Genomic DNA, 22598 nt, shown 5'->3' on the forward strand with positions numbered 1-22598 from the left:
CACCACTCCGCTCAGGCGTGGTCCACGAACCGCACGAACGACCGCCAGCCTTCACGGCCGACCACGAAAGCCGGGCGGCTCACATCCTTGGAGTCCCTTACGTGGACGGCCTGTTCGGCGATCGCGACCTCCACACAGTCGTCGCCCGAGCTACCGCTATAGCTTGACTTGAACCAGGCGAGTTCCGTCGTGCTCATACCTCTCCTCGCAGTCGCTCCAGCAAGGCCCGGGAATCTTTGGGGTGCAGGGCCTGCGACCGCAGTGTGTCATAGCGCTGCTGGAGAACTCTCACCTCTTTCGAGTCGCCAATCAGCCGCCCGCTCTCTTGGCCCTCCGAGTATGCGAGTCGACGCCCTTCGGGGGTCTCCAACAGACGCAAAGGCCCATCCATGCACGAGTGGTACTCGGCTTCCAGCGGCATGATCTGCAACGTCACGTTGCGAGGCAACGTGTGCTCCAGAACGTGGTTCAGTTGCTCGCGCCACACCTCGGCGCCGCCCAGCCTCCGCCGCAGGACCGCTTCCTCAACGATGAAGTGGAACGGAACTGTCGGACGCTCGTGCAGCATTCGCTGCCGCTCCATCCTGGCCCCGACTTGTGCCTCCAACTGCTCATCCGTCAGCAGCGGGATCCGATTCTCGAAGAGTGCCCGCGCATAGCGCTCCGACTGCAACAGCCCCGGCACCAGCCTGCACTCGTACGTACACAGACTCACCGCCTCCCGCTCCAACCGCGCCCACCGCCGGAACCAGGCAGCCAGTCCCGCCTCGCCCCGGGTGAGGAACCGGGCGGCCCTCCGCAGCGCGCCGGTGTTGCCGAGGGCCTCCTCCGCCCGCTCCACGAACCCCTCGTCCGGCATCCGGCGCCCCAACTCCACCGACTCAACGGTGTGTTTGGAGTACTGGACGATCGCGGCAAGCCCCTCCCGGCTCAGCCCCGCGTGTTCCCGCAACGCCTGGACGACCGCCCCGAACGTACGCAGACTGTCGGAGGGATGAGGTTCCCGCTCCCACTCCCCCGCCGGACTCGTCCGGGCGGCCCCAACCCCCGCAGCCGCCTCCGTCTCCACCTCGACGATGTCCATCCGCCGCCCCTCTCTCCAGCCCCTCGGGCCCGCACACGATCACCACTCAGCGTGATGTCTGAAGAGACGTACTGTCCACCCTGCGTGCCCGTACGCTGACTCCGCGTACGGGGTGCCACGCTCGCAACAGCCCCCGCACTCCCGCCACGCTGGCTCCATGAACCAACCCCCACACCAACTCACCACGCCCTCGCTCACCTTCACGCAGCTGCTCTCGTCGACCCCGCGCGGCGCTCGCCTCGCCCGGCTGCTCAGCGTGAGCCAGCTGCGGTCCTGGGACGCCCCGCACGACCTCACGGAGCGTGCCGAGATCGTCGTCGCGGAGCTCGCCGCGAACGCCGTACTCCACGGGCGCCTGCCCGGTCGTAGCTTCCGGCTGACTCTCGTGTTCGACGCCCTGGCCAGCCGCCTCCGCATCGACGTCACCGATGCACGCGGCGACAAAGGTCCGCAGCCCCGTCCCGCGACCGCCGCCGCCTTCTCCGACGCGGCACTCCACACCAACGGACGCGGCCTCGCCCTCGTCGCCGCGATCGCCGACCACTGGGAGACGCTGCCTCACCCACCCAGCGGCAAGACCGTGCGAGCCGAACTGGCCAGCCCGGCCTGAGAAGCACCCAACGCGAATCAGCCATCCCTCCCGATCACGCGTTGACGTTGCCAACATGCCTCCTTACGGTGGTCCCTTGTAGGACGGGGGATCATGGGGGACGACAGACCGTGCAGGTGAATGACACCGGCGAGCCCGACCGGACCGTCACGGCGCGCGGCCTCCTGCTCGATGCCGAACACGCGTTTCTGCGTGCGGAGTTCCGCCTCGTGCGGCCCCTTCTCCAGCGGTTCCAGAACGAGTTCGGCACGTCCGACACCGACGACGCCTCGATGCGTCACGCCATCCTCCGCGCCGCCCTGGCCGCTCGTGCGGGGAACTGGCCGGAGGCGGCCCGATGGTGCCCTGACCGAGACGACCTCGGCTGGGCCGACACCGACATCGTCCACTCCCTTGCGGTGAGTGCCCTGCGCAGGCTGAGCGAAGAGGGACGGCGCACCGAAGCCAGTACCGCCGCGCTCGCGATCGTCCTGTGGGCGCACCTCCTGGACGAGGAAGATCTGAGCGACTTCCACGGGCTCCTCAGCGAACGGCGCGACACCCCCGTACCCGAGGAGCTCTGGGAGGAGGCCCGCCGCCATCTGCACGAACGCATCACCGACCTGCTGCACGCCCTGGACGTCCGAGCAAGCCGCGACGCCCTCGCCGCTTGGCGGACGGCGTGGGAGGCCGAGTGCGACGGCATCGACCCTGTCGTCGTCCCCTCGGCCGCCGCCCCCGACGGTCTCATCCCCCTCGGGCTCGCCGCTGATCATCTCGTACGGCACGGCCGCCGTGTCGACCTCCTCGACGCCTACACCGCGCGCCATCCCGACACGACCGCGTGGACCGTGGACGCGCCCGACCACCTGGCTTGCTCCGACGCGCTGGCCCAGGCTCTGGCAGGCCGGGGTCGGGACCGGGTGCGGGCCGGTGAGTGGACCTCGGCACTCTCGGACTTCAGCACGGCGGCGCGGCTCGGACGCGCCCTCGGGGCCGAGGAGCAGCAGGCCGTACGGCTCGCGGCGGCGAACGTCGGGCGGACCAACACCGGTCGCGGCAACTCGCCCGTCACGCGGATCCAGGGCCTCGACCTGGCCCATGCCCTCCTGCCGCAGGACACCTCCCTAGCCGCCGAGTTGACCGCCGAGCTGGTGCGTCAGGGCCAGCGGGTCTTCAAGAGCGACCCGGCGCAGAGCCGTAGGCGTTTCGCGCGCGCCCTGGAGGTGACGCCCGAGGACCCGGACGCCCGGTCCGGCCTCGACGACCACCTGAGAGCGGACCTCGATCGGGGGGACAAGCTCTGTGTCGACGACGTGCGGGGTCTGCTCGAACGCGACCCGGAGTGCGTAGCGGCCCGGAAATGGCTCGGGGACCACTACGCGGAACTGGCGATGACCGCCACCGCCACCGCGCCCGACACCGACACCGACGACACCCGCACCACCCTGGAGCGCCGCGTCGAGTTGCTGAGCCTGGCCGTGGACATCGCGGACCCTCTCTGGGACAGCCGGGTCAGGGAAGAACTGCACACCGCCGTTCTCCTGCTCGCGGAGCACCTGGAAGCCACCGCGTCCCCGTCGGACGTCATCGACCTGTTCCTCCGGGATCTGATCCGGACCGGTGTGAGTGCCCGTTTCGATCAGACCGTGGAATCCGCCTACTTGAACCGCGCCCGGGAACGCGAGCGGGCCGGCGATCCGGGCGGGGCGCGGCGCGACCGCGCGTGCGCGGAGCGGATCGGGGCCGGACTGCCCGCCCAAGGCCTGCTCTTCGGCCCCAGCCCCGGACCCCATGCCCGCAGACACGGTCGTGACGACACCGGACAGGAAGCTCTCTTTTGACCACCGACGCATCCGCCGCCCCGGATCGCGGGGGCAGCGAACTCCCCCCGATCCCCTGGTTCGGCCCCACGCTTCACGAACTCGTGCCGGGCATCGCGCCGGGCACCCGCCCCCTGCCTCTGCGCAGGCAGGCGGCACAAGCGCTGGCCAAGGCCCGACAGGATCCCGTCAGGCACGGGCTCATCGAGCGCGCCGACCAAGCCTCTCGCAGTCCCGTCGCCGCGCTCGTCGCCGAAATGCTCACCCCGCCCTTGCCCCCGCAAGCCTCCGAGGAGCGTCCGTGACCGATCCCGCCCCGGTGGTGGCCACCGGCCCGCCGTCCGAACTCGACAAGCTGCGGCGCCGGGTCGAGGCGTTGTCCCGCAAGCGCGACGAGGCCGAGGCCCGATTGCGCGACCTGCTGACCGCGCTGCTGCCGCTGGACGACGTCCTCGCGGACACGAGTCGCCGGGCCGGTGCCCTGCACGAGGCACGGTCCCCGCGTGAGGCGGTCTCGGCCGCGATCGCGCTGAGCGAGCAGGTCGACGCGGCGCACCGGATGCTGCGCGGCGAGTTGGCCCGGCACGACGTCGTCCCGGTGGACGTGGTGGGCCGTGGCGTCGATCCGGCGGAGATGCGCGTCGTCGGTACGGAACCGCATCCGACCTGGCCGGAAGGCACGGTACTCAGGGAGAAGCTCACCGGCTTCCGCCTGGGCGGCGCCGTCCTGCGGGCCCCGCGGGTGGTCATCGCCGTGCCTGGACCGGCACCGGAGCCCGAACCCGAACCCTCGGTCACGATCGCCACTTCAGGTGGCAAGCGAACGCAGCCGCAGCGCACCACCCGTTCCCAACGGCTCCGCCTGCCACGCAAGCCCTCGGCCAGGCGCGGACGCCGCTCGCGCCGTACCTGACCCGAACCGCCAGTACCGCACCGCCCCGTTCGCCTCCGACGCTCCATGACGATCAGGAAGCACCCTGCCATGCACCGGACTCTCGGTATCGACCTCGGCACCACCAACTCCGTCACGGCCTGGCTGCACGACGGCGTCCCCACCGTCCTGCCCAACCGGCACGGCGATCCGGCCACCCCCTCCGCCATCGGAATCGACTCCCGAGGCGACTTGCTGGTGGGACAGGAGGCTCTCAACTGGCGTTCGGGGGATCCGAGTTCCGTCATCACCGAGGTCAAGCGGCTGATCGGGCGGCGCTGGGACGACGACCTCGTACAGCAGGCGCTCGCCACACGTCCGGACGACGCGCCGCCGGTGCGGGCCGGAGCCGACGGCTCGGTGGAGATCCGGCTCGGCGAGCACTACCTCTCCCCCGTGCAGGTCTCCGCCGTCCTGCTGCGACGGCTGAAGAAGGATGCCGAGGACACTGCGGGAGTGCCGTTCCGGCGTGCGGTGATCACGGTGCCGGCGTACTTCGCCGAGCCGCAGACCCATGCGGTGCGCGAAGCCGGACGGCTGGCCGGGTTCCATGTGGCGCGGATCGTGGAGGAACCGACCGCCGCCGCGCACGCCTTCGGTGTCAGGTCGGGTGAGAACGGCATCCCGGACTACGCCACCGTGCTCGTCTTCGACCTGGGCGGCGGCACCTTCGACGTGTCCCTGCTGACGATCGGACCCGGCTACTTCTCGGTGGACAAGCTGGGCGGGGACAACCTCCTCGGCGGTGCGGACTTCGACGCGCTGCTGGACCGCCATCTGCGCGAGCGGCTCGACGGACGTGATCACGGCGGCGAAGGGGACGCCTCCCGCATCCGGGCCGCCGCCGAGCGCGCGAAGATCGAGCTGTCCGCGCGGGACGCCTTCGACGTGACGCTCGCTCCACTCGGTCTCCAGGGCGGATCCTGGTCGGGGACGGTACGGCGTGCCGACTTCGAGAAGCTCCTCACCGAGCACCTCGGCCGGATGCGGGACACGGTCTCGTCGGTGCTGACGGAGAGCGGCTCGCTGCCCGAGGACATCCAGCGGGTTCTCCTGGTCGGCGGCTCCACTCGCATCCCCTCCGTCCGGCGTGATCTTCAGGGGCTCTTCGGCGAGGACACGGTGTCGGACGCGGTGGACCCCATGATGGCCGTCGCCCACGGTGCCGCCGTCGAAGCCGGTCTCCTCGACACTCTCGACTGCCCTGCCGAGAGCTGCACCATCGAGGGCATCCCCGTCACCGAGGACGCCTGCCCGTCCTGTGACACCCCGCTCCTCGGCGCCGCCACCGTGGACTGCCCGGGCTGCCACGTCCCTGCCCCCGAACTCACCGCCGTCTGCCCCGTGTGCACCACGGATCTGTCCGGACTGCGGGCTGCCGCCCCGGCGACGATCCGCACGGAGTGCCCCGAGTGCGGCCGTGACGACAACCCCGCCTCCGCGACCGCGTGCCTTGACTGCGACGCGCCGCTGGACCTGGGCGGGCTGAAGTGCCCCCGCTGTGGAATGATCAACGCCCCCGGTCTCAGCAACTGCTCACTCTGCGGCGGCGACTTCGGCACCGCGCTTCCGCAGCAGGTCACGGCACAGCACATCGGCCTTGAGCTGGACGACGGCACCCTCAAGGTCCTCTTCCCCGGCGGCACCCGCTACCCGACCGAATGGCACCGGGTCGACGACCTCACGGTACGCAGCGACAACGGCGCATCGGTGCGCTTCCAGCTCTGGGAAGGACCGCACCTGCGCTCGGCGCAGCGCAACGAGTTCTGCGGGAGCTTCGTCGACGAACGCACCGAGGGACTCCGCGGAGAGGTGCCGCTCACCGTTCAGGCGAAGCTCGACGGGGACCGGACCATCGCCTTGCAGTACCGCCTCGGCTCAGGCGACTGGCGAGGCGCGGAGCTCCGACGCAGCTTGGTCTCCACCGGTACGGGCAGGAAGGCGGCCGAACTCCACGACCGGTACGCCCGCTTCCTGGCCGACTTCCAGCACGGCCTGACCGCCGCCGAGCTCGACGCCCTCACCGAGGCCCAGGCCGACTTGGCGGCGCTCGCCAAGGGAGAGACCGTGGGCCGTTCCCTGGACGGGCTCCTGGAATCCGCCCGCACCACCCTGGACCTGTGCACGCGGGCCCGACGTGCCCACGCACAGGCGAGCATCGCCTCCCGGAGCGGGCGCGGACTGCTGCCGCCGCAGCTCCTGGAAGAACTGCGGGACGCCGCCGAGGCGGTCATGGACGCACGCAAGGCCATGGACCCGGGTGCCATGCGCGCGAACACCGAACGCGTCGAGGATCTCTGGACCGGAATCGATCCGGCGGTCCGGACCTCCCTCATGACCATCCAACTGGCCGAACAGGACGCCTATCCGGCGATCCTGCGGAAGGAGATCGTGGCCGCCCGCGACGAGCTGCGCAGCGCGGTGGAACGCGGCGATCAGGCGGCTCAGGACGCACAGCTCGTACGGCTCGTGGGCCTCGCCAAGGCGGGTCGCAGCCAGTTCGCGGACGTGACCAGCCCGCCGTCCGTGGGAAGCGTGCTGCCGACGGAGCGGTGACGGTTCTCCGGAACCGTTGTTCACCAACTCAGAGTCCATTGACAGTGTCAACAGGTAGTGTGGAGTCATGTCGCAGCCCGAGCTCCTCCCCGGCACTCCCGAGTTCCGCATCAAACTCCCCAAGGGCGGTGAGGCGCGCGGGCATCTGCTGGCCGAGTTCGGCGGCAACGGCACGCACAAGTTCCTGCTGCGGGAGGGTTCCCTGGTGGCCGCCGAGGCCTGGCCCGGGCTCGGCGACCATGCCCGCCGCAACCGCGCGGATCTGCGCGCGAGCGGCGGCCTCGTCGACGTGCCGGCCGACCCCGGCCTGCCGAAGGACCAGCAACGGTGGCGGGCGGCCCGGGACATCGAGTGCAACTCCTCCTCGGCCGCCGCCGCGCTCGTGTACGGCTACGACGCTTCCGGCCCCGAGTCGTGGCGCACCGCGGAGGGCCACCCGCTCGCCGACTATCTCTCCACCGGTTGGCGTGCCCCGCGCAAGGCATGGCTGGTGCGCGGCTCCAATGTCTCCGGGCACAACCTGGTGCGGCGGTTGTGGCTGGCGGAGGGCTTCGTCTCACTCGCGGGCGCGCACCTGCCGCCCATGGAGGAAACCGACCCGACCAAGAGCGCGCTGCGCCGCTTCGTCGAGGACGGATACGAGGGGGCGGCCTCGTACAACCAGAAGCGGGGACTGGTCGACGAGTTGCACGCCTTTCTGACGCAGATGCGCGTCGGCGACGTCGTGGCCACCATCAGCGACGGTCTCCTGCACACCGGGCACCTCACCGGCGAGGCCGTACAGACCGCGTCACCGGACGGGCTGTCCAATCTGCGACGGACGGTCGCCTGGCGGTCGGACAGCCACCCGTACGAGGAACTGCCGGAGGAGCTGCAACAGAAGCTGTCCGTCCAGCATGACGTGGTCGATCTGACCGCCGTTCTGGACGCGTTGGACGAGCTCATGGGGCTGACGGACCACACGGCCCCCGTGGCGAGCGGGGAACTGGCCTTGCCGGACATCACTGACGCCCTCGCCGCCGAACTCCTCGTCCATGACCGCGAGTGGCTGGACGAGATGCGGGAACTGCTCATCGACGAACGGCAGTTGGTGCTCTACGGCCCCCCAGGCACCGGCAAGACGTACCTGGCGATGAAGCTGGCCGAGTACCTCGGCGGCGGCCCGGAGCAGGTCAAGATCGTGCAGTTCCATCCCTCGTACGCCTATGAGGACTTCTTCGAGGGGTTCCGGCCCGTGGAGGACCCCGAGACGCGGGAGGTGGCCTTCCGGCTGACAGCCGGCCCGCTCCGGGAGCTCGCCGATGTCGCCTCCCGCGAGGGCAACCGGCACATCCCGCACTTCCTGATCATCGACGAGATCAACCGCGCCAATCTGGCGAAGGTCTTCGGCGAGCTGTACTTCCTCCTGGAGTACCGGACGAAGTCGGTCCGACTCACCTACTCGGGGGACGACTTCGCGCTGCCGCCCAACCTCTTCGTGATCGGCACGATGAACACCGCCGACCGGTCGATCGCCCTCGTGGACGCGGCGATGCGGCGCCGCTTCGCGTTCGTGGAGCTGTCCCCGCGCACCGAACCGACCGCTGGGCTGCTCGCCCGCTGGCTGAAGCGCGAGGGCAAGGACCTGGAGCCCGCCCGCCTGCTCGACGCGCTCAACGCCCGTATCGACGAGGCCGACTTCGCCATCGGACCGTCGTACCTGATGAAGCCGGGCGTGTACCGCGACGGCGGCCTGGAACGGACGTGGCGCACGAAGATCCTGCCGCTGCTGAAGGAGCACCACTACGGCGAGGGCCTCGACGTCGCCGCCCGCTACGGCCTCGACGCCCTGCGCGAGCAGCGCCCGTGACACTGCCCCTGCCCGAGGTGTCGCTGCGCGAGTACGGGCCCGCCGTCTCCGTCGCGCTGGACACCGAGGCCGGGCGCGCCCTGGCCGCCTCCGGGATCCTCCAGAGCGCGACTCCCGATCCCGGCCGTGCCGGGTACTGGCTGCTGCGGGCGGGCAGCCGCGTCGGCGCCGTGCGCACCGTCGGCGGTCAGGTCGTACGGATCATGCCCAAGACCCCGGTGAGCCGGTTGTTCTTCCTCCTCGGGTTCAGCCTCGACCCGGCCCGCGCCTGGCGGGACAGCGGGGAGGGCCAGGTCGACACCGGCGCGTACGACGACGTCGTCCCCGCCCTCGCGCACGCCGTGGAGCGGCAGATCGACGGAGCGCTGCGGCAGGGAGTCCTCCAGGGCTACCGGGAGGTGGAGGAGTCCGCGCTGGTCGTGCGCGGAAGGCTGCGGGAAGCCGAGCAGATGCGGCGGCACTTCGGCCGTACGCCGCCTGTGGAGATCGTCTACGACACGTACACCGCCGACACCGCCGAGAACCGTATCCTGCGCGCCGCGACCGAGCGGTTGCTGCGGCTGCCGGGTGTTCCCGGTGCCGTCCGGCGGCGCCTCGCTCATCAGCGGGTGCGGCTGGCCGACGCGCTGCCGCTGATACGGGGTCAAGAGCTGCCGCGTTGGCAGCCGTCCCGCCTCAACTCCCGTTACCAGCCCGCACTGCGGCTCGCCGAAGCCGTCCTGCGCGGCACCTCGCCGGAGCACCGACCGGCCGGGGCCGATCCGCTCGCCGTTGACGGATTCCTGCTGGACATGAACAAGCTGTTCGAGGACTTCGTCACCGTGGGCCTGCGTGAGGCTCTTCGGGAGCACGGTCTGACCGCGCGTCTCCAGGATCCGCATCACCTCGACGTCGCGGGCCGCGTGGGGATGCGCCCCGACCTGGTCGTCCGAAGCGGCGACGGTCGTGTTCCGGTCGCCGTCGTCGACGCCAAGTACAAGGTCGAGAAGGCCGACGGGCTCCTCAACGCAGACCTGTACCAGGCGCTCGCGTACGCCACGGTGCTCGGTCTGCGCGAGGCGCACCTGGTGTACGCGGCCGGCCGGCAGCCCTTGCGCTGCCACGAGGTGCGCGGAGCAGCCGTGCGGCTTTATCAGCACAGCCTCGATCTCTCCCGCGAGCCGGAACAACTCCTCAGAGCTTTCCGGGAGATCGCCGCACACCTGGCGTCCGGAAGAAGGGAAGTGACCTGATGCCTCGGCTCGCCTTCGCCCAGAGTTTCTGGGACGGCTACGACGCCCTGGAGAAGCCGGTCCGGGCCGGAGTACGCAAGGCCATGGCGAAGTTCCAGGCCATGAGCGCGGCCGAACTCAACGCGGACAAGGGGCTGCATCTGGAGTCCGTCCAGAACGCCCGCGACCCGCGGATGCGGACGATCCGCATCACCGACTTCTGGCGTGGTGTCGTCCTCGCCCCCGATGACGGCAGTGACATGTTCCTCCTGGTCAATGTCCTGCCGCACGACGACGCCTACACCTGGGCGGCGAAGCGCCTGTACAGCGCGAACTCCGCTACGCGCGCCCTGGAAGTGCGCAACGCCGTCGCCCTGGACGAGCTGACACCGCTGTACGAGACGGCCGCGCGCACTGCTCCCCGGTTGCTGTTCGCGGACGTATCCGACGGTACGCTGCGCGAGCTCGGCATCGACGACCAAGTCCTGCGCGCCGCACGGTCGTTGGTGGACAAGGCCCAACTGGAGGCTTTCGCCACGCTGTTGCCGGAGGACCAGCTGGAGGTGCTCCAGTACCTGGCCGAGGGCTTCAGCCCGGAGGAGGTCTACCGGGACGTCGTGGCCGTGCGTCGCCCCGCCGACGCGCCCGCCGAGCCGGTAGAGGACCTGGCCACGGTGATCACCAACACGTCCGCCCGCATCCGACTGGTCACCGGTCCGCGGGAGTTGGAGGAGATGCTGGCGAAGCCGTTCGCGGCCTGGCGCGTCTTCCTGCACCCCTCCCAGCGGCGCGTCGCCTACCGCACGTCGTACGGCGGCCCCGTCCAGGTCACCGGGGGCCCCGGCACGGGCAAGACGGTGGCCGCGCTGCACCGGGTCAAGCATCTGCTCGGCCGCTCCGAGGACGGCCGCATCCTGCTCACCACGTACACGAACGCGCTCGCCGCCGGACTGCGCGAGATGCTCGGTCTACTCCTCGACGGGGACGAGAAGCTGCTGGCACGGGTCGATGTGACGACGGTCGACGCCTGTGCCAACGGCGTCGTGCGCACCCACTCGGCGACCGCTCCGAAGCCGATCGGGGACCGGGAGCAGCGGCAGTTGTGGGAGAAGGTGGTCAAGCAGCTGGATCTGCCGTTCACCGCCCGGTTCCTGGCCCAGGAGTACCGACACGTCGTCCTCGGTCAGAACCTCCGCGTTGTCGACGCCTACCTCGGCGCGAGCCGCCGCGGCCGCGGCACCGGTCTCGGTGCCGCGCGCCGCCGGGAGGTGTGGAGGGGCGTGGAGCGGTTCGAGCAGTTCCTGCGCGACCGCGGCGAGACCACGCACCTGGGGATCTGCGCCCGTGCGGCGGAACTCCTCGCCGACGGGCCGGCGCCGTACGCCCATGTCGTCGTGGACGAGGCACAGGACCTGCACCCCGCGCAGTGGCGGGTGCTGCGTGCCGCCGTCTCCCCCGGCGCCGACGACCTGTTCATCACCGGTGACCCGCATCAGCGGATCTACGACTCCCGGGTGTCGCTGGGCTCGTTGGGCATCACCACGGCCGGTCGCAGTTTCCGGTTGCGCGTCAACTACCGCTCCACGGAAGAGATCCTGGCCTGGTCGGCCCGCCTCCTCGGGCCCGTCACCGTCGACGCGCTCGAGGGTGAGGGGACGGACTCGCTGGCCGGGTACCGCTCGCTGCTCCACGGCGGCCGCCCCCGGGTGCGGGGGTACGCCACCCGACAGGAGGAGACGGAGGCGCTGGTGGAGCGGGTGCGTGCCCTGGTCGCCGAGGGTTTCGCGCCGCACGAGATCGGTGTGTGCGCGCGCTTCAACCTCGCCCTGGACGCGGCCGAGGAGAAGCTGAAAGCCGCGGGGATTCCGGTGCTACGGGTCAAAGGGCAGGTCACGCAAGGGTCCGAGGGCGTGCGGCTGGCGACGATGCACGCGATGAAGGGACTGGAGTTCCGGGCGGTGTCGGTGCTCGGTGTCGCCGAGGGCACCGTCCCGTTCGCCCGTGAGATCACCCCGCGCGAGGCGGATCCACTCCAGCATGACGCCGATCTGCTCCGTGAGCGCTGTCTGCTCTTCGTCGCCTGCACACGCGCTCGCGAAACCCTGAAGGTGTCGTGGAGCGGGACCGCGAGCCCCTTTCTCCCGCCCGTCGACTGACCCTCGAACCGGCTCATTCCTTTGGTGCCAGCGCGCCGGTGGCCAGACCGTCACGGGCGACCTCGGCGAGCTGTCGGCTCAGTTCGTCGACCCTGCGCATCCCCTCCTCGAAAGCGGACAGGGCACGGAAGGCGGAGCCGTACCGACGCTGCTCGTCGATGCCCATACGGGGAATACGTGAGCCCTTGCCATCGAAACGGTAGGTCCCGCTCGCGCTCGTGGACCTGCGGGCGTTGGACGAGCTGCGCAGGAATCCTTGCAGATAGTCCGTGTCGAGCTGCTCGCTGGCCGAGACGGGCTCCGGACCCTCGTACGCCACGAGCCCGGCGCGGGCCAGATCCGCGACGCTGGTGGTGGCACCGTCCAGCGAGCCCGGCCCGCCGCCCGCCGCGAGTTCGGGCAGAAGGGCGGCGAGTCGACGGATCTGGTCCTCCAACTCCTTGCGCAGGGCGACGTATTCAGCGGGGTAGTCGCGGTGCCGGGAGCGGAGATGGCTCCCGGGCGTCAGGTCGACAGCGTCGTCGAGGAGTTCGATCAGCGGCACCTCGGCAACCTGCTCGGGGCCTGGCTCCAGATCCCCGTCGGGTGGATTGTCCGTCAGGTCGACCATGCTCACGGTGTGGTGCGTGTCCACCCCTTCCGAGTTCTCGGGACGCCGAAGGCACCACAGGTGCACCGGCAGGGCGTGCGAGGTCGCCGTCCCCGGCGGCAGAGCGATCACTTGGCGCACGATGCCCCGGCGGACGAGTTCCGACCGGATGCGGCGGCCGGCCTTGCGGTAGGCGACCGAGGCCGGCATGACCATGAGGACGTGACCGCCGGGTGCGGTGTGGGCGTAAGCGTGCTGGAGCCAGGCCAGCTCCCCCTCGGCTTTGGACGGGGTGCCGAGGTCCCAGCGGGAGTCGAGCAGCAACTCCTCCCGCCCCCACTCGGTCACACCGGCCGGTGGGTCACAGACGACCAGATCCGCCTTGAGGTCCGGCCATGCGTCCGCACGCAGTGAATCGCCTGCCACGATGCGCACGCCGGAGCGATCCAGGAGATCGGCGCGGAGCTGTGCGAAGCGAGCGCTGTCGCCATCCACCTCCTGGCCGCAGCAATGCGTCCCGGCGCCGGAGGCTACAGACAGGAGGAGCACCCCGATTCCGCAGGCGGGATCGAAGACCGTGGCACCGGCCGGTACTTCGGGGGCGAAGTGGCGGACGGCACGCACCACCCGCTCAGGGGTCACCTGGTCGGACCCTGCCCGCCGAGCGGAGTCCATAAACCGGTCAGTAAGTCCGTTTACAAGGTCGACGGACGATCCGGTTCGGACGAGCGCCTGCACACGGGTGGCTACGTCGCCAGGCAGCCGCGGCCCTGCCTGCCCGGCCAGGACCGCCGCGACCTGCGCCAGACCCGAGACCATCTGTTCCCCGTATGCAGCCCGCATCGCCTGCCACAACTCGACCTCGGGTGACACCTCCTGACCCTTGCGCTGTCGGTCCAGCCATTCCTGGACCTCGGTGAGCGCGTAGAGCGGACTGTTCGCGGCACCTCCGGCCGGCGCGGGGAAGTCGTCGTAGCGCCGACGCCAGTTGGAGACAGCGGCCCGGGTGACTCCGGCCAACCGGGCGATCTCGGCGCCGGTGACCAGTGGGCCGACCGATGGAACGGCGTTATCCGTCATACCTCCAGTGTACACGGATCGCCACCTGCATTCCAGAGGGTAATGCGTTGACAACGTACACAGATGGCTGCTTCTCTACTACGTGTACTTGATTCCCTCCTGGCACACGGAGCCACGCCATGCCCTCGCACACCGAAGTACGCACCGTTTACCGGCTGTCTGGCGTCGCCCCCACCACCGAAGCGATGCTGGACGCCCTTGACGTCGAACTTCTGGACAGCCTCGGTGCAGATCCCCATTTACCGGAGGCACTCGGGGTCCCGGCTGTGTACATCACCTGTGGGATGGAGCGCGCCGAGGCCCCGTGGTGCGAGCCCATGTCACGCACCACGGGCATCGCTGTCAGCGAGAGCGTCCGCCGCACCGCCGCCGTACTGCTGCTCGCCGTCGATGGCGTGGTGTACGCCATCGGCTGTGACCAGGGGTACCGGTTGATCCCCGAACACCTCAAGGACAAGCGTTTCGGTCTCTCGTTCGCCATCCGGCAGATGGACCCGAACTTGATCCGCGGAGCCGTTTCGAGATCACTCGGGCAAGCACGCACGGACATCTCCCTGGTTCCGGGCGGCGCCTCGGTCCCGTTGCTGGGTATCCGCGATCATTCGCGCATCGTGCGCAGCCTGGGCGGATACCTCGACAACCTGCCGCTCACCCGGTCGCGGTACAGCCTCGGCAAGGCCGTGAGCGCCCAGGGCGGTTGCGGGCTGCGGATCGCCCTCGGGATCGAACCCGAGGCCCTGCTCTCCGACCTGCGGACCATCGCCAGGATCTGCCGCGAGGACATCCCGCACCCGGAGTTGGAGTTCGTCGACCACATCGTCCCGATCAGCGACCCGACGACGCTCGACACCCTCCACGAAACCCTGGACGACCGTCTCGGTCGACCGGACGAGGGAAGCTTCTCCGTCTGTGTTCCCACCGAACATCACACGGCATACGCGGAGGCCACCACCTACATGACCCAGATCAACAGCGACAACGGAGCCCTGCTCTCCGAGGACTTCGACCTCGCATACGTGCTCACCCGGGCCCGGCTCGCGCCGTCCGGTAGACGCCTCAAGGCACTGCGCGAAGGGACGGTGACCCTGGCCAGGGGCCGCCGGAAAGGGATCGTCGACACGCTCGCCATCACCAGCGCGCTGACCTGGCTGGAGACCAGTGTGTCTCTCGGCTCCAGACGGTTCTTCCTGATGGACGGCGAGTGGTACGAGGCCGGGGCCGCCTATGTCGAAGAGTGCCGGGCCACGGTGCGGGAGCTGTTCTCTCCTTTGCCATCCTTCTCCCTCCCCGCCTGGGAGGACGGCGAGTCGGAGAACACCTACAACAACAGAGTGGCGGACGAGTACAACAGCAAGGCGGCTGACGGTCAGCCCCGCTGGCTCTGCCTCGACACCAAGAACGTCGCCAACCCTCTCCGCCCCAGGGACCAGGTCGAGATCTGCGACCTGCTCACGCCCGACGACACCCTGATCCTCGTCAAGCGGGCAGGCGGTTCCGGTCCGCTGAGCCACTTGTTCAGCCAGGCCAGGGTCGCGGTGGAACTGCTCCAGGAGTCCGCCCGGGTCCGCAGCGAGTTCACTGCCAAGGTGGCCCGGCTGAGTCGAGGCGCACGCCTGCTTCCTGATGACTACACGCCCAAGCGCATCGTCCTTGCGATGCTCCTCAAGAACCGCACGAGCCTGACCCCGGACTCCGTCTTCGGCTTCTCCCAGATCACCATCGCCCAGACCGCGAAGGCGCTGGCGGCACGAGGGGTGACTGTCGAGGTCATCGGCATCCCTGAAGGCGGCACCGGCGCACTCGCACGGCCTTAGCGCGAGGTGAACACCGTGGAGTACCGCATTCCACTGCTTGCGCCCTCTCCCCTGCCCAAAGCCGAAACAGTGGGCGTCGGAAGTGCCGGTTCCCTGGGAGTCTTCTGGGACTTCCGGCCCCGTCAAGGAGCGCGGATGTGAAGCAACCGAAAGGCGATCTGTGCAGGTCAACACCGCGAACCTGCCCAGCGCGCCAGGTCACAGGGCCACCTGTTCCCATCCGCGGCACCTGCGCCGCCGCCCCCGACTGCCCCGCCGGGCCGGCCTCGATGAAGACCGGAGGGGGAAGGGGCGCCGCCATTTCGGCACGCGCCCCGCTCCCGCCCCCTGACCCTTCGCCCGGCCTCAGCGCACCGCAGCCTCCCGCTCGGCCCGCTCCTCCGCCTCCGGCATCTCCCGTCCCGGCAGCTTCGCCCCCTCGATGTCGACGTCCGGTGTGACGCGGTCCAGCCAGCCCGGAAGTCCCCAGGCGCGGCGGCCCAGCAGGGCCATGACCGCCGGTACGAGGGTCATGCGGACCACGAACGCGTCGACGAACACGCCGAAGGCCAGGGCGAAGCCGATGGACTTGATGATCGGGTCGTGGTTGAAGACGAACCCTCCGAAGACCGCGACCATGATGAGCGCGGCGGCGCTGACGACCCGCCCACTGCGGGCGAAGCCCTGGGTCACGGCCTCGGCTGCGTCGCCCGTGTGCTCGTAGTGCTCGCGCATCCGGCTGACGAGGAACACCTCGTAGTCCATGGCCAGTCCGAACAGGACGCCGATGAGCAGCACCGGAAGGAAGCTGGTGACCGGGCCCGCGGAGGGGATGTCGAGGACGCCGCTCAGGTGGCCGTCCTGGAAGACCCAGACCGTGGCGCCGAGGGAGGCGGCGACGGACAGCAGGAAGCCGAGGGCCGCCTTGACCGGGACGAGCAGGGACCGGAAGGCGAGGGTGAGCAGGATCAGGGCGAGGATCACGATGATCGCGATGAACAGCGGCAGCGCGTCGGACAGTTTCCCGGCCACGTCGATCGCCGCGGCGGTCTGGCCGGCGATGTAGAGGGTGCCACCCGCCTTCTCGACCGTGGTCGCGTTCTCCCGCAGCCGGTGCACGAGGTCGGTGGTGGCCTGGGCATCGGGACCGGTCTTGGGGACCACGGCGATGACGGCGAGGGTGGAGTCCGCGTTGGCGACCGGCGCGGCGGCGACGGCCACGCCGCGGTCGCCCGCGAGGGCGGTGCGCAGATCGGTCACGGTCGCCGTACGGTCGGCGGCGGCCACGCGGTCGAGGTCGACCACGGCCGTGAGGGTGGCGTTGAAGCCGGGGCCGAAGCCGTCCGTCAGCAGGTCGTAGCTCTTGTGCTGGGTGCTGTCGACCGGCTGTGAGGCGTTGCTGGGCAGGCCGAGGCGCAGGTCGCGGGCCGGGAGGGCCAGCGCGAGCAGCCCGATGACACCGGCGAGGAGGACGAGCAGGGGCTTGCGGGTCACCGCACGTGCCCATGCCAACCCCCAGGCGCCGGGGGCGCGTCGGGTCGTACGGCCGCTGCGGTCGCGTGGGCGCAGCCGCTCGCCGAAGAAGCCCAGGGCTGCCGGTACGAGGCTGACCGCGATCAGCACCGCGAGGGCCACGGTGGCCGCGGCGGCCAGACCCATCACCGTCAGGAAGGGGATGCCGGTGACCGCGAGCGCGGCGAGCGCGATGATGACGGTCGCCCCGGCGAAGACGACCGCGCTTCCGGCGGTGGCGACCGCGCGGGCGATCGAGTCCTCCACGTCCTGGTCGGGGTCGGCGAGTTGCTCGCGGTGGCGGGAGATGATGAAGAGGGCGTAGTCGATGCCCACGGCCAGCCCGATCATCAGGGCGAGCACGGTGGCGGTGGACGTCATCTCGACGTACCGGCTGACGAACTCGACGCCCAGGACGCCGATCGCCACCCCGACCAGGGCGGTGAGCAGCGGCAGTCCGGCGGCCACCAGGGAGCCGAGGGCGAGGGCCAGGACGGCGAAGGCGACGACCACGCCGACGATCTCGGCGGGTCCGCCGACCTCGGTCTTGGGTTCCATCGCGGAGCCGCCGAACTCGACCTCCAGACCGGCGTCGCGGGCCTGGTCCATCGCCTTCGACAGGGCGTCCTTGGCCTCCTGCGAGACGTCACTGGCCTGTTGTCCGAAGCGGACGTCCGCGTAGCCGATCCGCTGGTCCGCGGAGACGGTCCTGGCCTTCAGCGGGTCGGAGACGTCCACGACGCCGGAGACCTGCGCGGCCTTCCTGAGGCTTGCCTCCAGGGCCGTCGAGGTCTTCGGCGCGCTGAGCTTCTCGCCCTCGGGCGCCGCGAGGACGACCCGCGCGACGCCGCCCGCCGCCTCCGGGAACTTCTCCTTGAGCAGGTCCTGTGCCTGCTGCGACTCGATCCCCGGCACCGAGAACTCGGTCGTCACCTTGCCGTGCAGTGTGATCCCGAGGCCACCGACGACAGTGAGCAGCAGCAACCAGACCGCGACGACCCGGCCGCGTCGGCGTACCGCCCAGCGCGCCCAGTCGTACAGGCGTGACGCCATGTTCGTTCTCCCTCTCGCTCGCTTCACACCGCCTTCGTTACACCGTACGGCATTTTTGCAGTGGGCTGTAAAATCACCGTCGATGGTAAAGTGCGGGTCATGATGAGCGAGGGTCTGCGGGAACGTTCCAAGGCGCGGCGCAGAGAAGCGATCCTCCGGGCGGCCTACGAGCTGTTCGCCGACCACGGCTTCGAGGCGACGACGATCGCCGACATCGCGGCGGCGGCGGAGGTCTCCCCGCGTACCGTGACGCTCTACTTCCCGTCGAAGCTGGAGCTGGCGACCTCCCACGTCGACGCCGCCGCGGACCGGCTGGCGACCGCGTTGCGCGAACGGCCGGACGGACAGACGACGGTGGACGCGCTGGAGCGGTGGCTGCGCGCGGAGGCCGCCGACCCCGACCCCCTCGAAGACCTCCACGACCGGATGCTCGACCTGAACCCGCAGCTCAGGGCCGTCACCAACCTCCGCCTCACCGAGGTCATCCAGGAGGGCGCCCGCATCCTCGCCGAGGAACGGGGCGACGACCCGGACGACTTCGGGCCCCGGATGGCGGCGGCAGCGGCGGCGGCCGTCGTCAGCGAGGTCTGCCACCACGCCGAGGAGGCCGAGATCGACCGCGCGATGGCCTTCCTGCGCGCGGGCCTCGCGACGCTGGACGCGGAGCCCGGACGGGGTTGACGCAGCGAGCGGGGAAACGCGGGCAGCGGCTCCAACGGGCTGAGGAGGCGTACCGGCGCGGTCTGCCCCGTCGGCGGGCCCGCGATCCGCGCGGCGGGTTCATGGGTGGGGGGCATCGCCTCGACACCGCGCGACGGGTTCGTGGGCGAGGGGGCGCCGCCGAACCTCTGCTCGCGACGCGTAGCGACCCGGCCGCCCCGGACCGCGGGATCGGCGCCGTCCCGGCTCAGGCCGTCGCCGCTGGTAGCCATGGACTGCGCCGCCGCCCCTTCGACCAGGTGGAGGCCCTGCCCGACCAGGAGTTCGCCGCCGCGCTGCTGCTCGGCGCCGACCGAGCTGCCCAGGGCGTTCCGATGACCGCCGTGCTGCGCGGGGTGCGGGCCGCACTCACCCGCGCGGTCGAGATCACCGTGGAGCGATGCCGGTCGGCCGGCGTCCCCGACGGCGTCCTGCTGTCCGTGGTCCTGCGGATGCAGGAGTACGGCGACGCGGTCGAGCGGCATGTCGTCGGCGGTTACCGCGCCGCCGAGCGGCAGCCGCCGCTCGAGTCCGGCGCTCTGCGCGCCCGGCTCCTTGGCCGCCTCCTGCGCGACGGACTCGTGCCACCGGAGGGCGAGTTGGCGCGGGCGGGGCTGCGCCCCGACTCCGGCGGTCTGCACCACTGTCTGGCCGCCGACCCGGCGGACCCGGCCGCGCATCCCGCGCGGCAACCGCCATGGTCGAGGGACGGCTGGCCGGGCTCTGCCCCCGGCCGCCCGCGCCGGAGGAGATCGGCCCCGGCACCCTGGTGGTGCTCGCGCCGGCCGCTCCCCCGGCGGAACTGCGCGCGCTGTACCGGCTGTGCGCCAGGGCGTTGGACGTCGGGCGGCACCAGGGCCGGGAGGGTCTGTAGGACCTCACGGACCTCACGGACCTCACGGACCTCGCCGCCGAGATCGCCCTGGCCGAACAGCCGCTCCTCGGTGCGCTGGTGAGCCGGCGGCTGCTGGCGGGCCTCGACCCGGCGGACGGCTTCCATCGGCAGCTCACGGTGACCGCGCTGACGTATCTGGACAGCGGGCGCCGCCTGGACCAGACGGCGTCGGCCCTGTTCACCCACCCCAACACCGTCCGCTAGCGGCTGGGCCGGCTCCAGCAGCTCACCGCCGGGTCGCTCACCGATCTGCCGCCGGTCGAGACGCCGCACCGGCGGTGGGCGCTCACCATCTGGCTGGAGGTCAGCCCTCGGGCGTCAACGTGACGTCCTGCTGCTGCGCCGCGTGGAACCGGGGCAGAGGCAGACCGCCGCCCTGCAGTTCCATCACGGTCGCCTCGACGTGCGCCGCGCCGGGCTCCAGCGCGCCGGTGTCGACCTTGCCGGTGTTCTCCCAGCGGTGCTCGGCGCCGTCGCACACGGCGCTGGTGCCGCCGATGCCGTGGCGGACGGACGCCGACTTCTGTCCCACGGAGGAACTCACGAAGGCGGGGCCGCTGTTGCCGAGGCAGCGGTAGGTGCCGGAGAGGGTGACGGTGCCGTCCGCGGCGAGGGTGCCGGTCGGGTCGACGGTCACGGTCTCATAGGGGTCGGCGGTGGCGACGGGGGCTGCGGCCAGGAGGAGGAGCGTGGCGGCGGCGAGGGCGGGGCGGAGGAACATGACGGTCTCCCGGGTGGGTGGAGTGGGGGACTCCACTGGTACCGGTCGGGCGCGTCGAGGAGCGTGATCGTCACTCCTTCGGTGGCGAGTCCGCGGCGGTCTTCGTGGATCGGTCCGGGTGTTGTCCGCGTGTTGTCACGGTTGGCGTCCGGCTGTTCCGGTGAGTTCGCGGCGGGAGCATGGTCTGTCCATAGGGACGGCCCGTACGGATCGTCCTCCCGATGTGGAGGTGCGTCATGTGTTCTCGTCAGCCTTCGTGCTCTGCCTCCGACGCCCACGTTGTTGCTGCGCATCCTGAGCAGGGGTGGAGCCTGCTGTGTGACGGGTCGATCGTGTTCGACGACTCGGGGGAGTTGCTGGCGGACGGGCGCGTTGTCGCGCCTCATCGGGTGGGGGTTGAGCTGGCTGTTGCGGCTTGAACGCCCGGTGAGGGCTGGTCGCGCCCACGCGGCGGAGCCGCAAATGGATACAGCCCCGCGCCCCTTCAGGGCATCACCGCGAAGCCGTCCAATTCCAGCAACGCCTGCTTGTCCCAGAGTCGGACTACCTCCACCACCGCCATCGCCGGGTAGTCCCTCCCCGCCAACTCCCGCCAAATGCGGCCCAGTTCACCGGCCCTTCGCCGATACTCGGCGACATCCGTGGCGTAGACCGTGACCCTGGCGAGGTCTGCCGGAGTGCCGCCCGCTGCTCGTAGGGCCGTCAGCAGGTTCGTCAGAGCCCGCTCGAACTGCTCGGGGAGTGTCTCCCCGACCACCTTTCCCTCCGCGTCCAGTGCCGTCTGGCCCGCCAGGAACACCACCCTCGAACCCGTCGCCACCACCGCATGCGAGAAGCCGGTGGGCGGAGACAGCCCGGGCGGGTTGATGCGCTCGGTGCTCACTGAACCGCCTCCGTCTCCTTGTACAACTCCTTCGCGATGATGCCCCGTTGCACCTCGCTGGCCCCCTCGTAGATCCGTGGCGCCCGCACCTCCCGGTACAGGTGCTCCAGCAGATGCCCGCGCCGCAGCGCCCGCGCGCCGTGCAGCTGGACGGCCTTGTCGACGACGTGCTGCGCGGTCTCCGTGGCGAGCAGCTTCGCCATCGCCGCGCGCTTGGGGACGTCCGGGGCGCCCTCGTCGTACGCCGTCGCCGCCGCGTACACCATGAGGCGGGCCGCGTCGGTGCGCAGGGCGAGTTCGGCGACCTCGTGGGCGACGGACTGGAGGTCCTTCAACTTGCCCCCGAACGCGTCCCGTTGAGCCGTGTGGGCGAGCGTCGCGTCCAGGGCCGCCTGGGCCATGCCCACCGCGAACGCGCCGACGCTCGGCCGGAACAGGTTCAGCGTGCCCATCGCGACCCAAAAGCCCCGGTCCACCTCGCCGAGCACGTCGTCCGCGGTGACGGGTACGGCGTCGAAGGCCAGGGTGCCGATGGGGTGCGGGGAGAGCATGTCGAGGGCGGCGCCGGTGAGGCCGGGACGATCGGCGGGGACGAGGAAGGCGGTCACACCGCGGGCGCCCGCCGCGCCGCCGGTCCGGGCGAAGAGGGTGTAGAAGTCGGCCTCGGGGGCGTTGGAGATCCAGCACTTCTCACCGGTGAGCCGCCAGCCGTCGGTACCGTCCGGCTCAGCCCTCAGCGACAGCGCCGCGGCGTCCGACCCCGCCCCCGGCTCGCTCAGCGCGAACGCCGCCACCGCGCTTCCCTCGCTCACCCGTGGCAGCCAGCGGGCCCGCTGGGCCGGGGTGCCGTGCGCGTGGACCGGATGGGCGCCGAGGCCCTGCAGGGCGAGGGCCGTCTCCGCCTCGGTGCAGGCGTAGGCGAGGGACTCCCGCATCAGACACAGGTCGAGCGCGCCGGAGCGGAACAGGCGCTCCAGCAGACCGAGCCGGCCGAGTTCGGCGACCAGGGGCCGGTTGACGTGCCCCGGCTCACCCTTCTCCGCGAGCGGGCGCAGCCGTTCCGCCGCCATCGCCCGCAGCTCCGCACACCAGGCGTTCTGTACCGGATCGAGCGAGAATGCGGGCATTGCCGGTCCCCTCTCTCCACTGGACCCCTCGACGATATCGCGTCCCA

20 protein-coding genes are annotated in these 22598 nt (G+C 70.7%); 13 read left to right on the forward strand and 7 right to left on the reverse strand.

Going from position 1 to position 22598, the window contains the following annotated elements:
• Positions 1 to 11 precede the first annotated feature (11 nt).
• Positions 12 to 197 carry a DUF397 domain-containing protein gene (locus OG885_RS12120; RefSeq protein WP_405730258.1) on the reverse strand — a complete coding sequence of 62 codons (186 nt, stop codon included), beginning with the start codon at positions 195 to 197 and terminating at the stop codon, positions 12 to 14.
• The gene (locus tag OG885_RS12125; RefSeq protein ID WP_405730260.1) at positions 194 to 1084 is read right to left on the reverse strand and encodes a Scr1 family TA system antitoxin-like transcriptional regulator; all 891 of its coding nucleotides are present in this window, start codon (positions 1082 to 1084) and stop codon (positions 194 to 196) included. Before OG885_RS12125 ends, OG885_RS12120 begins: the two co-directional genes overlap by 4 nt.
• Positions 1085 to 1241: 157 nt before the next feature.
• On the opposite strand from OG885_RS12125, the gene OG885_RS12130 reads away from it, so the two are divergent.
• From OG885_RS12130 to OG885_RS12165, 8 genes are all read left to right on the forward strand, one after another.
• Positions 1242 to 1694: an ATP-binding protein gene (locus tag OG885_RS12130; protein ID WP_405730262.1), complete on the forward strand. Its 453-nt coding sequence runs from the start codon at positions 1242 to 1244 to the stop codon at positions 1692 to 1694.
• 110 nt (positions 1695 to 1804) lie between these two features.
• The gene (locus OG885_RS12135; RefSeq protein ID WP_405730264.1) at positions 1805 to 3517 is read left to right on the forward strand and encodes a hypothetical protein; all 1713 of its coding nucleotides are present in this window, start codon (positions 1805 to 1807) and stop codon (positions 3515 to 3517) included.
• Positions 3514 to 3801 carry a hypothetical protein gene (locus tag OG885_RS12140; protein ID WP_405730266.1) on the forward strand — a complete coding sequence of 96 codons (288 nt, stop codon included), beginning with the start codon at positions 3514 to 3516 and terminating at the stop codon, positions 3799 to 3801. The genes OG885_RS12135 and OG885_RS12140 overlap by 4 nt, the downstream gene beginning before the upstream one ends.
• Positions 3798 to 4409: a nucleotide exchange factor GrpE gene (locus tag OG885_RS12145; RefSeq protein WP_405730268.1), complete on the forward strand. Its 612-nt coding sequence runs from the start codon at positions 3798 to 3800 to the stop codon at positions 4407 to 4409. Before OG885_RS12140 ends, OG885_RS12145 begins: the two co-directional genes overlap by 4 nt.
• A gap of 69 nt (positions 4410 to 4478) precedes the next feature.
• Positions 4479 to 6983 (forward strand): Hsp70 family protein, encoded by a 2505-nt coding sequence (locus tag OG885_RS12150; RefSeq protein WP_405730270.1) that lies wholly within the window; start codon positions 4479 to 4481, stop codon positions 6981 to 6983.
• A 67-nt stretch (positions 6984 to 7050) separates the two neighbouring features.
• The gene (locus tag OG885_RS12155) at positions 7051 to 8832 is read left to right on the forward strand and encodes an AAA family ATPase (protein WP_405730272.1); all 1782 of its coding nucleotides are present in this window, start codon (positions 7051 to 7053) and stop codon (positions 8830 to 8832) included.
• Positions 8829 to 10064, forward strand: coding sequence for an McrC family protein (locus OG885_RS12160; protein WP_405730274.1), 1236 nt, complete (start codon positions 8829 to 8831; stop codon positions 10062 to 10064). Before OG885_RS12155 ends, OG885_RS12160 begins: the two co-directional genes overlap by 4 nt.
• A complete protein-coding gene (locus tag OG885_RS12165; RefSeq protein WP_405730276.1) occupies positions 10064 to 12199 on the forward strand; it encodes a UvrD-helicase domain-containing protein in 2136 nt (711 codons plus the stop codon). The genes OG885_RS12160 and OG885_RS12165 overlap by 1 nt, the downstream gene beginning before the upstream one ends.
• A gap of 13 nt (positions 12200 to 12212) precedes the next feature.
• Here OG885_RS12165 and OG885_RS12170 read toward each other — a convergent pair whose 3' ends face one another.
• Complete coding sequence (locus OG885_RS12170) at positions 12213 to 13868, reverse strand: N-6 DNA methylase (RefSeq protein WP_405730278.1); 1656 nt, start codon at positions 13866 to 13868, stop codon at positions 12213 to 12215.
• A gap of 119 nt (positions 13869 to 13987) precedes the next feature.
• Here OG885_RS12170 and OG885_RS12175 point away from each other — a divergent pair, with 119 nt between their 5' ends.
• The gene (locus OG885_RS12175; RefSeq protein ID WP_405730280.1) at positions 13988 to 15682 is read left to right on the forward strand and encodes a TIGR04141 family sporadically distributed protein; all 1695 of its coding nucleotides are present in this window, start codon (positions 13988 to 13990) and stop codon (positions 15680 to 15682) included.
• A gap of 345 nt (positions 15683 to 16027) precedes the next feature.
• Here the strand turns inward: OG885_RS12175 and OG885_RS12180 are convergent, their stop codons facing one another.
• The gene (locus OG885_RS12180; protein ID WP_405730282.1) at positions 16028 to 18226 is read right to left on the reverse strand and encodes an MMPL family transporter; all 2199 of its coding nucleotides are present in this window, start codon (positions 18224 to 18226) and stop codon (positions 16028 to 16030) included.
• A 99-nt stretch (positions 18227 to 18325) separates the two neighbouring features.
• Between OG885_RS12180 and OG885_RS12185 the strand changes: the two genes are divergently transcribed.
• The 3 genes from OG885_RS12185 to OG885_RS12195 all read left to right on the forward strand — a co-directional run bounded on the left by OG885_RS12185 (position 18326) and on the right by OG885_RS12195 (position 20024).
• Positions 18326 to 18907: a TetR/AcrR family transcriptional regulator gene (locus tag OG885_RS12185; protein WP_405730284.1), complete on the forward strand. Its 582-nt coding sequence runs from the start codon at positions 18326 to 18328 to the stop codon at positions 18905 to 18907.
• A 715-nt stretch (positions 18908 to 19622) separates the two neighbouring features.
• Positions 19623 to 19799 carry a hypothetical protein gene (locus OG885_RS12190; RefSeq protein WP_405730286.1) on the forward strand — a complete coding sequence of 59 codons (177 nt, stop codon included), beginning with the start codon at positions 19623 to 19625 and terminating at the stop codon, positions 19797 to 19799.
• A gap of 78 nt (positions 19800 to 19877) precedes the next feature.
• The gene (locus OG885_RS12195) at positions 19878 to 20024 is read left to right on the forward strand and encodes a helix-turn-helix domain-containing protein (RefSeq protein WP_405730288.1); all 147 of its coding nucleotides are present in this window, start codon (positions 19878 to 19880) and stop codon (positions 20022 to 20024) included.
• A 100-nt stretch (positions 20025 to 20124) separates the two neighbouring features.
• On the opposite strand, the gene OG885_RS12200 is transcribed toward OG885_RS12195, so the two are convergent.
• Entirely contained in the window at positions 20125 to 20541 is a 417-nt protein-coding gene (locus OG885_RS12200; RefSeq protein ID WP_405730290.1) for a DUF6299 family protein, read from the reverse strand.
• Positions 20542 to 20777: 236 nt separating this feature from the next.
• Here OG885_RS12200 and OG885_RS12205 point away from each other — a divergent pair, with 236 nt between their 5' ends.
• Entirely contained in the window at positions 20778 to 20960 is a 183-nt protein-coding gene (locus OG885_RS12205; RefSeq protein ID WP_399950521.1) for a DUF5999 family protein, read from the forward strand.
• Between the two features lie 65 nt (positions 20961 to 21025).
• On the opposite strand, the gene OG885_RS12210 is transcribed toward OG885_RS12205, so the two are convergent.
• Positions 21026 to 21424 carry a RidA family protein gene (locus tag OG885_RS12210; RefSeq protein ID WP_405730293.1) on the reverse strand — a complete coding sequence of 133 codons (399 nt, stop codon included), beginning with the start codon at positions 21422 to 21424 and terminating at the stop codon, positions 21026 to 21028.
• Positions 21421 to 22551 (reverse strand): acyl-CoA dehydrogenase family protein, encoded by a 1131-nt coding sequence (locus OG885_RS12215; protein ID WP_405730295.1) that lies wholly within the window; start codon positions 22549 to 22551, stop codon positions 21421 to 21423. Before OG885_RS12215 ends, OG885_RS12210 begins: the two co-directional genes overlap by 4 nt.
• Positions 22552 to 22598: the final 47 nt, after the last annotated feature.

Source organism: Streptomyces sp. NBC_00028, from assembly GCF_045041065.1.
Lineage (GTDB): Bacteria > Actinomycetota > Actinomycetes > Streptomycetales > Streptomycetaceae > Streptomyces.

Bases quoted from the DNA above. Each gene is read 5' to 3' on its own strand.
- OG885_RS12120 (WP_405730258.1), bottom strand. From the start codon at position 197: ATGAGCACGACGGAACTCGCCTGGTTCAAGTCAAGCTATAGCGGTAGC.
- OG885_RS12125 (WP_405730260.1), bottom strand. From the start codon at position 1,084: ATGGACATCGTCGAGGTGGAGACGGAGGCGGCTGCGGGGGTTGGGGCC.
- OG885_RS12130 (WP_405730262.1), top strand. From the start codon at position 1,242: ATGAACCAACCCCCACACCAACTCACCACGCCCTCGCTCACCTTCACG.
- OG885_RS12150 (WP_405730270.1), top strand. From the start codon at position 4,479: ATGCACCGGACTCTCGGTATCGACCTCGGCACCACCAACTCCGTCACG.
- OG885_RS12155 (WP_405730272.1), top strand. From the start codon at position 7,051: ATGTCGCAGCCCGAGCTCCTCCCCGGCACTCCCGAGTTCCGCATCAAA.
- OG885_RS12165 (WP_405730276.1), top strand. From the start codon at position 10,064: ATGCCTCGGCTCGCCTTCGCCCAGAGTTTCTGGGACGGCTACGACGCC.
- OG885_RS12170 (WP_405730278.1), bottom strand. From the start codon at position 13,868: ATGACGGATAACGCCGTTCCATCGGTCGGCCCACTGGTCACCGGCGCC.
- OG885_RS12175 (WP_405730280.1), top strand. From the start codon at position 13,988: ATGCCCTCGCACACCGAAGTACGCACCGTTTACCGGCTGTCTGGCGTC.
- OG885_RS12180 (WP_405730282.1), bottom strand. From the start codon at position 18,226: ATGGCGTCACGCCTGTACGACTGGGCGCGCTGGGCGGTACGCCGACGC.
- OG885_RS12185 (WP_405730284.1), top strand. From the start codon at position 18,326: ATGATGAGCGAGGGTCTGCGGGAACGTTCCAAGGCGCGGCGCAGAGAA.
- OG885_RS12190 (WP_405730286.1), top strand. From the start codon at position 19,623: ATGGTCGAGGGACGGCTGGCCGGGCTCTGCCCCCGGCCGCCCGCGCCG.
- OG885_RS12200 (WP_405730290.1), bottom strand. From the start codon at position 20,541: ATGTTCCTCCGCCCCGCCCTCGCCGCCGCCACGCTCCTCCTCCTGGCC.
- OG885_RS12205 (WP_399950521.1), top strand. From the start codon at position 20,778: ATGTGTTCTCGTCAGCCTTCGTGCTCTGCCTCCGACGCCCACGTTGTT.
- OG885_RS12215 (WP_405730295.1), bottom strand. From the start codon at position 22,551: ATGCCCGCATTCTCGCTCGATCCGGTACAGAACGCCTGGTGTGCGGAG.